Raw genomic sequence first — 12,200 nt, 5'->3', positions numbered from 1 at the left:
CGGCGTGACCCGATTCGGGGAGGTATTCATGAAACGTTTGCTGCAGCTTCACCTTGCCGCGCTGTTGCTCACCGGTACCGCGCTGGCGGCGCAGGCCGAACCCACCGGGGGGCAGTTGCGTATCTACAACTGGATCGAGTACCTGCCCAAGGATGTGTTGGCGGGCTTCACGCAACAAACCGGCATCGAAGTGGTGTACGACATCTTCGACAGCCCGCAAACCCTGGAGGCGCGCCTGCTCACGGGTAATTCGGGCTACGACGTGGCGTTCCCCAGCAGTAGCCAGCTGCCCGCGCTGATCAAGGCAGGCGCGGTCCAGCCGCTCGAACGCCAGCAGTTGCCGCATTGGCATGAACTGGACAGCACGCTGATGCACCAGCGCGAGCCGCTCGACCCGGGTAACCGCTACGCCGTGCCGTATCTGTGGGGCAGCACACTGTTGGGCTACAACCAGGCCAAGGTGGAGGCGGTGCTGGGCCAAGGCGTGGACATGCGTAACTATGACTGGCTGTTCAAGCCGGAAAACATCACCAAGCTCAGCCAATGTGGCGTCGCCATCCTGGATAGCCCCAGCGAAGTCTTCCCTATCGCGCTGAACTACCTGGGCCTGGACCCCAACAGCACCAACCCCGCCGACTACGACAAAGCCGCCGCGCTATTGCAGTCGATCCGGCCGTATGTGCGCTACTTCAATTCGGCGAAGTACCCGCAAGACCTTGCCAACGGTGATATCTGCGTGGCGCTGGGATGGTCGGGCGCCGTGCTGGCGGCGCGCAATCTCGCGCTGGCGGCGCACAACGGCAATGACATCAGGCTGGCTTTACCCGGCCAAGGCACCTTGATGTGGTCGGACGACATGGTAATCCCCAAGGGCGCGAAAAACCTTGCCCAGGCCCATGCCTTCATCGATTACCTCTTGCAGCCCGAAGTGATCGCCAAGGTAAGCAACGAGATCGGTTACCCCAACCCTAACCCGGCGAGTACTTCACTGATTGACCCTGCGCTTCGCGCCGAAGAAAACCTCTTCGTGCCGGAGAAAGACCGCGGCAAGTTGTTCCAGATCGAGCCGCCGGGATTGAAGGTGCAGCGATTGATGACCCGCTTGTGGAACAGGATTCGCTCTGATGTGTGAGTGACGCCGCCACCCACTGATCCACCCCAGTTGCAACGCCACACGAGGCCCATCGCACGAGGCCTCGGAGGGCTAGCCGTTGCCTGCGATTTGGCAACTGGCACTAGCCAGAACGAAACACCCATAACAACAACACCGCTGTCCGCGTTTCCTCTGCCATTCAAAACGAAAACAATCGGAGCAGAAGTACATGAACAAGTTGGTTTCCCTGGCCCTGGGCTTGGCGTCCATCGGCCTGTCAGCCCCTGGCTACGCCTTCGATATCACCCCCGAGACGATGCTGAGCGTCGATGTGATCGCCGCCAGCGATTATCGCGTGGGCGGGTTTTCGCTGACTCAAGGCAACCCGGCACTGATGAGTGCTGCGACGCTGGTACATAAACCCAGCGGCTTGTTCGCCGGCGTATTTACCAGCAATGTGGATTTCGGTACTGATACCCGGCGCGAATTCGACTACTACGCCGGTATTGCCCGGCCGTTGACGGAACATACCCGGTTCTCGCTGGAGTACGTGGCGTATGACTATCCCAAAGACAGCTGGGTGAACTTCCACGAATGGATCGGCACGGTCGGGTTCTACGGCGCCACGCTTGGAGTGAAGTACACCAATGACCTGCAGAACCCACCCGCCCGCGCGGCACTGGCAGCCGAGCTTGCGCCCTATGGCATCACCATAAAGCCCAGGGACAAGGAGCGCGTGGTGACGTGGCTGGAGTACACCGCGCCGTTGCCTTGGCAAGTACTGTTCAACGCCCGCTACGGCTACACCGATACCCACGATGACCTTGCCTACCAGTCGGGCAATGGCTCGTTCCGCAGCACCTACCGCGACTGGCAAGTGGCGATAAGCAAACCCTTCCTGGGGCTTACCTGGAAAGCAGCGTATATCGACACCGACCTTTCCAAGGCCGAGTGCTATTCAGCCTTCGGCGCTGCAGGCGACTGTTCTGCCACAGTAGTGGCTTCCGTCATCAAATCCTTCTGATCGCGCTGTCTAGTCGAGGCTTCACATGGTCGTTAGAACACTCAAACACACCCTGCGCCTGGGCGCCTGCGCACTCGCACTGTCCGCTGTCGCCAGCCTGCCAGCGCATGCCCAGGAGCCGGGCGCGGAAGCGGGACCACAGCGTAGCTGGCAGCCGTTCTGGGGCAAGCGGGTCACCGGTTACCTGAAGGCAGCCGACGGTACAGCGCTGCGCTACTCGGTATTGCTGCCCAAAGGGGAGGGCCGCTTCCCGGTGGTGGTGCGCTACAGCGGGTACGATTCGGGCAGCATCGGCGGGCCGGCTTATCTGCATGATGACGAGACCTTCTCCGTGGCGACCGACAAGGCGCTGGTCGAGCGGGGGTATGCAGTAATGGGGGTGCAGGCCCGCGGCACGGGTTGCTCGGAAGGTACCTTCGATTTCCTTGGCCCGGCTTACGGCACCGATGGCCGCGATGCGATCGAGTTTGCCGCGGCCCAAACCTGGTCGTCCGGGGACATCGGCATGTTTGGCTGGTCGTGGGCGGGCATGTCCCAATTGATGACGGCGGAGGCCCAGCCTGCGCACCTCAAGGCCATCGCCCCTGGCATGGTCATAGGCGATGCACGAAGCGACAGCTGGGCCCCGGGCGGGGTACCGAACCAGGCATTCACCACGTCCTGGCACTGGTTCGTGGACATGCGTTGGGAAGCGGTGAAGGCCAGTGCCAAGGCCGAGAACGACAGCCGCTGCCTGGCGCGGGTGAGCGAGAACCAGGCGAAGGTGGTGAGCACGTCGCTGATGTACAACCTGTTGCGCCATCCCCTGCGCGACGACTGGGCGCAGCAGCGCAGCCCGCGCGACCATGCCGACCGCATCAAGGTGCCGGTGCTGGCCATGCACACCTGGCAGGACGAAGCGGTGCTGGCACGCGAGGGGTATTACCAGGAGCGCCTGGCCCCGAAACAGCTGTGGCAGGTGGAGTCCAGCGGCGGCCATAACCTGTATGAGTCCGAGCGGTTCCGGCAGAAACTGATCGCGTTTCTCGATCACTTTGTAAAGGGTGAACAGAACGGCTTCGAGCACAGCCCCAGGGTAGAACTGTGGCAGGAAACCATCGCCGCCCAACGCGACGGCGGCCGTCATGAGCCTAATGAAACAGCGGCCCCGAGCTGGACGGTGGAACGCGACAGTTACCCGCTACGCGTGAAACCGGCCACCTTCGCGCTGGGTGAACACGGTGCGCTGGTAAGGGACGGGAAGGGCAGCGGAGCTGGCGATAGCTATGGCTACCCTATCCCCGGGCCGGACGTGAATACCTACCTCAATGACAACGCCTGGGGGCCGCAGCATCCGGCCTGGAAGCAAGGCAGCCTGGCCTACACCAGCGCCCCGTTCGAACGGGACTTCCTCAGCTATGGCACGGGCAGCGTCGACTTGTGGCTTACCACCTTCCTCGCCCCAGATACCGACGTGCAGGTGACGGTCACTGAAGTTCGCCCGGATGGCCAGGAGGTGTATGTGCAGCGTGGCTGGCTGCGTATGTCGTTGCGCAAGCTGGACGCTGCACGCTCCACCGCACTGCGCCCCTGGCTGCTGGATGACCCGGACGGCATCAAGCCGATGCTGCCCAATGTGCCCGCACTCGGCCGGGTAGAGATCCCGCCGTTTTCCCATCCCTTCCGCAAAGGTTCGCGGCTGCGCCTGTGGATCGACACGCCCTCGGGCACTGGCGGGTATGGCTTCGATTACTTCTCTATCCCCAGCCGCAACACCGTTTTGCATGACGACGCGCACCCCTCGCAGTTGGTGCTGGGCGAGCTGACTGACGTAGCCGTACCCCCAGCGCTTCCGGCGTGCGGCTCGCTGCTCAAGCAACCGTGCCGGCCAGACCCACTGAAATAACCACTGATACCCTGACCACAGGATTTGCACATGCACACGTACGCATCCGCTTCACGCTTGATCAATACCCTGGCCAGCCTGGGCCTGGCCGCCGCCTCGTTGGCCGCCCTCAGCGCGCCGGCGCAGGCGCTGGAATTGAAGGAAAAGATCCCGAACCGCCTGAGCCACGACCTGGCGTTGCAGATCGATGTGAACCTCGGCCCGCAAGAGGATATGGGTAACAGCCCGGACGGGCATCGCATCAACTACCCGATCATCGGTGGCACCTTCGTGGGCAAGGACCTGGATGGCAAGCCCATCGAAGGCACCGTGGTACCGGGCGGCGCCGACATGTCCGTGACCCGCGCCGACGGGGTCACGCTGATCAACGCCTTGTACCGGCTGAAAACCTCCGACGGCCAGATCATCCTCATCGACAACGCCGGCATCTGGCGCCTCAACGCATCGGGCCAGGCCAAGAAAGCCAAGGGGCTGGGGCTGCGGGACATGAAGGAGACCGACTTCTATTGCCGCACCACGCCGTCCTTCAAGACCCAGCCCGGCGCGCACGCCTGGATGAACGACTATATCTTCACCGGCACTATCGATGGGCTAAGCGAGCATGAGGTGCTGATCAGCGTTTATCGCGTAGACGGCCAGTAACACGGCCCGGTTCTGCACCGCAGGCCAGCACAGCGCTGCCTGATGGTGCACTTGAACAGCAACACACTCCTTGTGTTTACCGTTCAAGGCCCGTACCCCGGGCGGTTGCCGTGCATGGCATAGCCATTGCTACAACCTGCCCGTGGTCAACGTCGATCACCCCAACACGACAACGTCGCCGTGCTGCCCTCTGAAGCATTCAGAAGGGCCGCATGGCGTTTTCGTTTTTAAAGGGGGCGAGAAAAGGCCGTGACGGAACAAACGATTCGAAGTGTGTGCCCTTACTGCGGCGTTGGCTGCGGCATTGTCATGCAGGTGCAGGAGGGGCGGGTAAGCAAAGTGGTAGGGGACAAGCAGCACCCCACCAATGCCGGCCGCCTGTGCACCAAGGGGACTACCTGCCACCAGGCGCTGGAGGGCTCTGGCCGCATGGCCCACGCCTACCTGCGCGCAGGAAGGGCGCTGGAGCCGGCGCGTACGCCCATGGCCGAGGCAGTGCAAAATACGGCCGAGCGCCTGCGTGCCATCCTCGACACCCACGGGCCAGACGCAATAGCCTTTTATGTGTCCGGGCAGATGTCTCTGGAAGCCCAGTACCTGGTGAACAAGCTGGCCAAGGGGTACATCGGCACCAACCAGATCGAATCCAACTCCCGCCTGTGCATGGCCAGCGCAAGCAGCGGCTACAAGCTGTCGCTGGGCGCCGACGGCCCGCCCGGTGCCTATGACGACCTGGACAAGGCCGATCTGTTCTTTGTGATCGGCGCGAACATGGCCGACTGTCACCCGATTCTTTTCCTTCGCATGATGGACCGGGTGAAGGCCGGGGCGAAGCTGATCGTGGTGGACCCCCGCCGCAACGCCACGGCGGAAAAAGCCGACCTGTTCCTGCGGATCAACCCGGGCACCGACCTGGCCCTGCTCAATGGCCTGTTATACTTGTTGCATTGCAACGGCCACACCGACGCGGCGTTTATCGCCGAATTCACCGAAGGGTGGGGCGAGCTGCCGGAATTCCTGTCCCAGTACACCCCGCAAGCGGTAGCGCAGATCACCGGCCTGGCGCCCGAAGCGATTGGCCAGGCGGCGCAGTGGATCGGCGAGGCCGGGGCCTGGATGAGTTGCTGGACCATGGGCCTGAACCAGTCCACCCACGGCACCTGGAACACCAACGCGCTGTGCAACCTGCACCTGGCCACCGGCAAGATCTGCCAGCCCGGCAGTGGGCCGTTTTCACTCACCGGCCAGCCCAATGCCATGGGCGGGCGCGAGATGGGCTACATGGGCCCTGGCCTGCCAGGGCAACGATCGGTACTGGTGGAGGAGGACCGTGCCTTCGTGGAGCGCGCCTGGGGCATCCCGGAGGGCACGCTGCACACCCGGCTGGGGTCGGGCACCGTTGCATTGTTCGAAAGCATGGCCACCGGCAGCGTCAAGGCCTGCTGGATCATCTGCACCAACCCGGTAGCCAGCGTGGCTAACCGCGCCAAGGTGATCGAGGGGCTGCAAAGGGCAGAGCTGGTGATCACCCAGGATGCCTACCTCGACACCGAGACCAACCGCTATGCGGACGTACTGCTGCCCGGCGCGCTGTGGGCCGAGGCCGAAGGGGTGATGATCAACTCCGAACGCAACCTTACGCTCATGCAGCAGGCCGTGCAGCCGCCTGGGGAAGCGATGGCCGACTGGCGTATCATCGCCGAAGTCGCCTGTGCCATGGGCTATGCCGAGGGTTTTTCGTACAGCTGCGCGGCGGATGTGTTCGAAGAGATCAAACGCTTTCACAACCCGGGCACCGGTTATGACATCCGGGGCGTTAGCCATCAACGGTTGCGCCAAGGCCCCGTACAGTGGCCCAGCGCGGGGGAGGCCGACGGCAGTCGTTCACCGATCCGCTACCTTAACAATGGCATCAGCCAGGCGCTGGCCGTGCGCGAAGATGGCAGCCAACCGCGGCTGGCGTTTCCTACGGCAAACGGTAAGGCGCGGTTTTTTGCGCGGCCGTATATGCCGCCGGCCGAGCTGCCCGACGTGGCGTATCCGTTTGTACTGAACACCGGCCGGGTGCAGCACCAATGGCACACCCTGACAAAGACCGGGAAGATCTCCACCCTCAACAAGCTGAACCCGGGGCCCTTCATAGAAGTGCACCCCGAAGACGCCGAGCGCCTGGGCGTGAAGGGCAAGGATCACCTTGAAGTGCGCTCGCGCCGTGGCCGCGCGGTGTTGCCTGTGCTGGTGAGTGACCGCGTGCGCCCAGGTGCCTGCTTCGCACCGTTTCACTGGAATGACCTCTACGGCGAGAACCTGGCGATCAATGCGGTCACCAACGACGCGATTGACCCGATTTCCCAACAGCCCGAATTCAAGTTCTGTGCGGTCAGCCTCAGCCGCGTAGACCTGCTCGACCACCAGTTTCTGGAAACCTCGGTTCATGAAGAGGCACAGGCCCACCTTTCGCTTTCGTCCAGGGAAACCGACATGGCTGCTATCGACGCCTTTGCCAACCTGATCGGGGTACAGCAGTGTGCCCCTCCGCCGCTGAGCGATGCCGAGCGCACCTATATGGGCGGCTTCATCGGGGGGCTGCGTGCCAACCCGAACGCTGGCATACCGAGCTTGCCCGCAAGCGCGCCGTTAGCCGCCCCTGTGCGGCTGTGGCTGGATGGGATGCTCGCTGGAATGTTCAGTCGCACGGCCGGGCTGGCCGCCGAGCCCCTGGCGGTGCCTGCGGGCAACCCCGGCGCATTGCCGGTCACCCTGTTATGGGCTTCGCAAACGGGTAATGCCGAAGCCCTCGCCGCACGCTTCGCTCAGCGCCTGACTGTGGCGGGTTGCAGCGTGGAACTGGCGCCCATGGACAGCTACCCTGCACAACAATTAGAGAAGGCGAGCAACCTGTTGTTGCTCAGCAGCACCTTCGGTGACGGCGACCCACCCGATAACGGGCAGGTGTTCTGGGAAACCCTCAACACGGGGGCGCCAAACCTGGCGAAGCTGCGCTATGCCGTGCTGGCGCTGGGTGATACCAGTTACGACCGGTTCTGCCAGCACGGCAAGAATCTGGACCAGCGCCTTGCAGAGTTGGGTGCGCAGCGCCTGGTCGCGCGGCTCGATTGCGAGGCCGACGCCGATGACACCGCGCACCAGTGGCTGGACAAGTTACTGGACGGGCTAGGGCAAGGCCTTGGCGAAAAGCCCGATACACCCCCAGTGGTGGCCGCACCCGCCATTACCAAGGCATGCCCCGCCGCATTGCGCCTGGCCCATAGCGTAAAGCTCAATAAAGCAGGCTCCAGCAAAGACACCCGGCAACTGATTTTCTCGCTGGGCGACTCCGGCCTGCGTTATGAAGCCGGCGACGCCCTTGGCGTATGGCCGCGTAACTGCCCCGAGCTGGTCGAAGAAATCCTCGATCACAGCGGGCTCGATGGCGCGCAGCCAGTGGTCGTGCCCAGCGCAGGCGAAATACCCTTGCGCACAGCCCTTATGGACCACTATGAAATCGCCAGGCCAACCCCTGAAGCATTGGCGCTTGTGGCGCAGCGAAGCGGCAATACGGCGCTGGGCGAACTGCTCGGGCCGAACCGTTCCGCGCTCAAGGATTGGCTATGGGGCCGGCAGCTGGCCGACGTGCTTCGGGAGTTTCCCGCCAGCCATGCGGCCCCCGAGCTGCTGGCAAGCTTGAAACGCTTGCAGCCCCGGTTGTATTCCATTGCATCCAGCCCTCTCGCGCACATCGGCGAGGTACACCTTACGGTGGGTACGGTGCGTTACGGCCAGCGCAAGGGGGTTGCCTCGACCTACCTCGCTGACCGCGCACTCGGCCACGATGTGCAAGCGTTCGTTCAAGCGTCGCGCCACTTCCGCGTACCTGCACAGGGTGACACGCCGATGATCATGATCGGCCCCGGCACCGGCATTGCGCCGTTTCGTGGGTTTTTGCATGAACGGCGCGCCCTGGGCCACACCGGGCGCAACTGGTTGTTCTTCGGCGAACAGCACGCCGCGTCGGATTACTACTACCGGGAAGAGCTGGAGGGGATGCACAGCGATGGCTTGCTGACCTCTCTCAGCCTCGCGTTTTCCCGCGATCAGGCCAACAAGCTGTACGTGCAGGACCGCATGCGCGAGCAGGGCGCGCAGTTATGGCGTTGGCTGGAAGAAGGCGCTTCGCTTTATGTGTGTGGAGATGCCAGCCGCATGGCGCAGGACGTGGAAACAGCCCTCTGCGACATCGCTCGAACCCACGGTGGCTATACCAGCGAAATGGCCCAGGCTTATATCCGAACGTTGGCGCAACAGAAGCGATATCTGCGGGACGTGTATTAAAAGCTGTAGTGGGAAAGGCGGTTCCCACAGCCGAAACCGTGAGCCGACTAACGGCATTTTTTGAGGATCCAATAAATCAAGCACTTGGCGAGCACCGGACAGGCGGGCATGCGCCCATGCAGTCATTCATCTTTTGCTCATTCTCTAAACAGTAACGCACCTGGGACGGGCGTTCCCGCCCGCTGATGCGCCCCGGCTTCTTTCGATGGATACCTGCCTTGAAGGTGAATTTCCATGATCGACCTAACTGTTTGGAACTTGAGTGTGCCGGTTGGAAGCCCGGCGATGACAGTCGATACGCCAGCACTGGCCGCTGGCTACCGGGACAGCTACTTCCATAGCGACTCCGGTACGTTGTTCTTCTGGGCGCCGGTGACCGGTTCGGTGACGAAAAGCGCGAAGTTTCCACGTTCGGAATTGCGCGAGACCTTCCCGGACGGCCGGGTGCATAACTGGAAGTACCCCGATGCCGATAACTTCCTGCGCGCCAGCCTCAGCGTGAACCAGGTGCCTTCCAGTGGCAAAGTAGTGATCGGGCAGATCCACCAGTACGGCAGCAACGAGCCGCTGCTGAAGGTGGAATACCAGTACAAGGACGCCAAGCGCCTTGGCAATATTGTCGCCAAGCTACGGCCAACGCCCGAGCAGGATGAACCCACGGTGATCAACATCGCCTCCAACGTGCCGTTGGCCACGCGTATCACCTACACCATTCACCTCACGCCGAGCGGCCAGTTGCTGGTTAACGCCGCTGGCGCGCAATGGAGCTACAAGCTCGACCCCGGATGGAAAACCAAGGACCTGTACTTCAAGGCCGGTGTATACACCCAGGACAACACCGGCTATGCCACCGAAGGTGGGCAGGTGACCTTCTACAAACTGGTGGCCGAGCATAATGCCAAGGCCACGGCTGCACCGGTGGCGGCGCAATAGGGCGGCCGGGAAGCAGCGGATGGGCGGCGCAGCCAGGGAGTGGCATCTCTGGCCCGGCGCACTACTGTAAAGCGTGTCGTGAACGGCTTACTGTCCTCTACAGAAGGATCGAACCATGTCGACCGCTGACCTGCCTGCCGCTGCCTCCCATCTCAGCCGAACCGCGCCGGGCATTGCCTTGCTGGACATGGCGACTTCCGAGGATTTCTTCAATAGCCTGGCCGTGCGAGCCAATGGCAGCATCAACGTCGTCGGGCTCAGCGTGTTCGACGGTCCCCCGCGAGCCGCTGCCACAACGCAAGTAAGGCTTAATGCCGATGGCCGCGTGAGCACCGGCTTCGGCGACGACGGCCGCACAGCGCTCGACGCGACCGGCTACCGAGTAACAGTACTGCCCGATGACACCACCCTGGCGTTGCAATCCAACCCCGGCGGCGAATCCTGGGACCTCTCCGTGCTGCGTTTCGCAGCGAACGGTACGCCCGATGCCAGTTATGCCGCTAATAGCCGGGCGGCGATCCCGGATGAGTACGATCCGGACCTTACCCATCTTCATGCAAGCCCGGACGGCACGTTGCTGGTCAGCAGCACCACTGCAGGGCAGGTAGAACTGCTGCGGCTGAAGCCTGACGGCACGGCGGATGTCACGTTTGGCGATCAAGGCATCGTGGGCGTGGATCAGACCATAAACTTTGCGTTCAAGGCGTTTACCTTGCCGTTGGAGAATGATCAGTACCTCTTGGGCGGAGATCTGTTTGTAGACGGCACCTATCGGCCTGGGCTGGTGCGGGTGAACGCCGATGGAACACTCGATACCGGGTTCGGTGAGCAAGGGCGGGTGGTGTTCGACGCTCAAGACCTTGCGGACTTTCGCGGTGCCCTGGCGGTGCAGAACGATGGAAAGATCGTGATCGCCGGTAGCAATCCCGACGAGGCGTTCAGCGTGGTGCGCCTTGATCCTGATGGCAGCAAGGACACCGCCTTTGGGGCTGGCGGAGTGGCTACGGTAAACCCGCAAGGTTCGGCGCATTTCGCCTATGCGGTAACGGCGCAGGCCGACGGCAAGCTCCTGCTTGGCGGTGACACCCAGGTAAACGGAGGCAGCGACTACGCCGTGGTGCGGCTGACGGCCGACGGGCAATTGGACACGACCTTTGCCAGCCCGGATGGCAGGTACCACGTGGACGGCAGCCGGGTAGCGGACGACGTGCAAGGCTTGGCTGAAGGCGAGACAATTCGCGGCTTGGGGGGTGACGACCTGCTGCAGGGTAATGGCGGCCGGGATGTGCTGGTGGGTGGGGAGGGTGCGGATATCTTCCGCTTCGCCTCGGTCGAGGACAGCTACCGCAGCGCCACCCGGAACGCTGCGGACCGCATCCGCGATTTTGATCCGACCGAGGACCGCATAGACCTCATCGCTCTTGGTTTTGCCGGCTTGGGCGATGGCCGCGAGGGTACCTTGGCGATACACACCAACGCCGACGGTACCCGCACTTACCTCAAAAGCTTCCAGCCGGATGCTGAAGGGCACAGGTTCGAACTGGTGCTTGAAGGGGACTTCAGCGGGGCGCTGGATTCAAACACCTTGGTATTTGCGCCTGTGCTGAAGCAGGGCACTGCGGGGAACGACCGCCTGAACGGCACTGTGCTACCGGATGTGTTGGAGGGGCTCGCCGGGAATGATCGCCTGGACGCGGGAGAGGGAAACGACGTGCTGGTGGGGGGCAGTGGCCGCGACCGGCTGGTGGGAGGAGCGGGCGAAGACCTCTTTCGCTTCGTTGCCCTTGAAGACAGCTATCGCACCGCCACCACCAGTGGGGCAGACCTGATCATCGACTATGTGGACGGTGACGACCGTATCGACCTGGCAGCTATGGGCTTTACCAGGTTGGGCGACGGAACGGCCGATACGCTGCAAGTGAGTTACAGCGCAACGCTGGACCGAACGTACCTCAAAAACTTCCAGGTAGACGGGGCCGGGCATCGTTTCGAGGTTTCCCTGGCCGGCAACCACGGCCTTGAACTTGATGACAGCGATTTTCTGTTCGCCGCGACGGCGGTCGCCGAGCCCCGGATTGAAATGCTCGGTATTGCCAATCCGATGGGGTGAGCACTACCCGCGTTCATGTGTACGACGTTTATCTGTGGGTGCCACCAATGGTTGTCATTCATTTGAATGGCGTTTGATTGCCCTAAGTTTTTGATAATTAACTCGCTTATTTCATGCATTACTGCATTTCAGCTTTTGCGCTATGCGAAGCGGCTACCGACTGTCTGAAATGGCTCCGCTT

The 12,200-nt window shown here is 62.4% G+C and carries 7 protein-coding genes; all 7 read left to right on the top strand.

Annotated elements, in window-relative coordinates; genetic code table 11:
• Positions 1–28: 28 nt before the first annotated feature.
• Positions 29–1,132: a polyamine ABC transporter substrate-binding protein gene (locus G7016_RS13625; protein ID WP_181115046.1), complete on the top strand. Its 1,104-nt coding sequence runs from the start codon at positions 29–31 to the stop codon at positions 1,130–1,132.
• Between the two features lie 190 nt (positions 1,133–1,322).
• Positions 1,323–2,117: a TorF family putative porin gene (locus G7016_RS13620; protein ID WP_181115044.1), complete on the top strand. Its 795-nt coding sequence runs from the start codon at positions 1,323–1,325 to the stop codon at positions 2,115–2,117.
• Between the two features lie 25 nt (positions 2,118–2,142).
• Positions 2,143–4,002 (top strand): CocE/NonD family hydrolase, encoded by a 1,860-nt coding sequence (locus tag G7016_RS13615; protein WP_181115042.1) that lies wholly within the window; start codon positions 2,143–2,145, stop codon positions 4,000–4,002.
• A gap of 30 nt (positions 4,003–4,032) precedes the next feature.
• Complete coding sequence (locus G7016_RS13610; protein WP_181115040.1) at positions 4,033–4,644, top strand: DUF3237 domain-containing protein; 612 nt, start codon at positions 4,033–4,035, stop codon at positions 4,642–4,644.
• A gap of 249 nt (positions 4,645–4,893) precedes the next feature.
• Entirely contained in the window at positions 4,894–8,976 is a 4,083-nt protein-coding gene (locus G7016_RS13605; RefSeq protein WP_181115038.1) for a bifunctional nitrate reductase/sulfite reductase flavoprotein subunit alpha, read from the top strand.
• A gap of 234 nt (positions 8,977–9,210) precedes the next feature.
• A complete protein-coding gene (locus G7016_RS13600) occupies positions 9,211–9,909 on the top strand; it encodes a polysaccharide lyase family 7 protein (protein WP_181115036.1) in 699 nt (232 codons plus the stop codon).
• A gap of 115 nt (positions 9,910–10,024) precedes the next feature.
• On the top strand, positions 10,025–12,019 hold the full coding sequence (locus tag G7016_RS13595; protein ID WP_181115034.1) for a M10 family metallopeptidase C-terminal domain-containing protein: 1,995 nt from the start codon (positions 10,025–10,027) through the stop codon (positions 12,017–12,019).
• Positions 12,020–12,200: the final 181 nt, after the last annotated feature.

The sequence above is a fragment of the Pseudomonas japonica genome (assembly GCF_013522925.1).
Taxonomy (GTDB): Bacteria; Pseudomonadota; Gammaproteobacteria; order Pseudomonadales; family Pseudomonadaceae; genus Aquipseudomonas; species Aquipseudomonas japonica_A.
The sequence above is the reverse complement of the archived record's forward strand: the minus strand, read 5'-3'. Positions and strand labels throughout refer to the sequence as shown.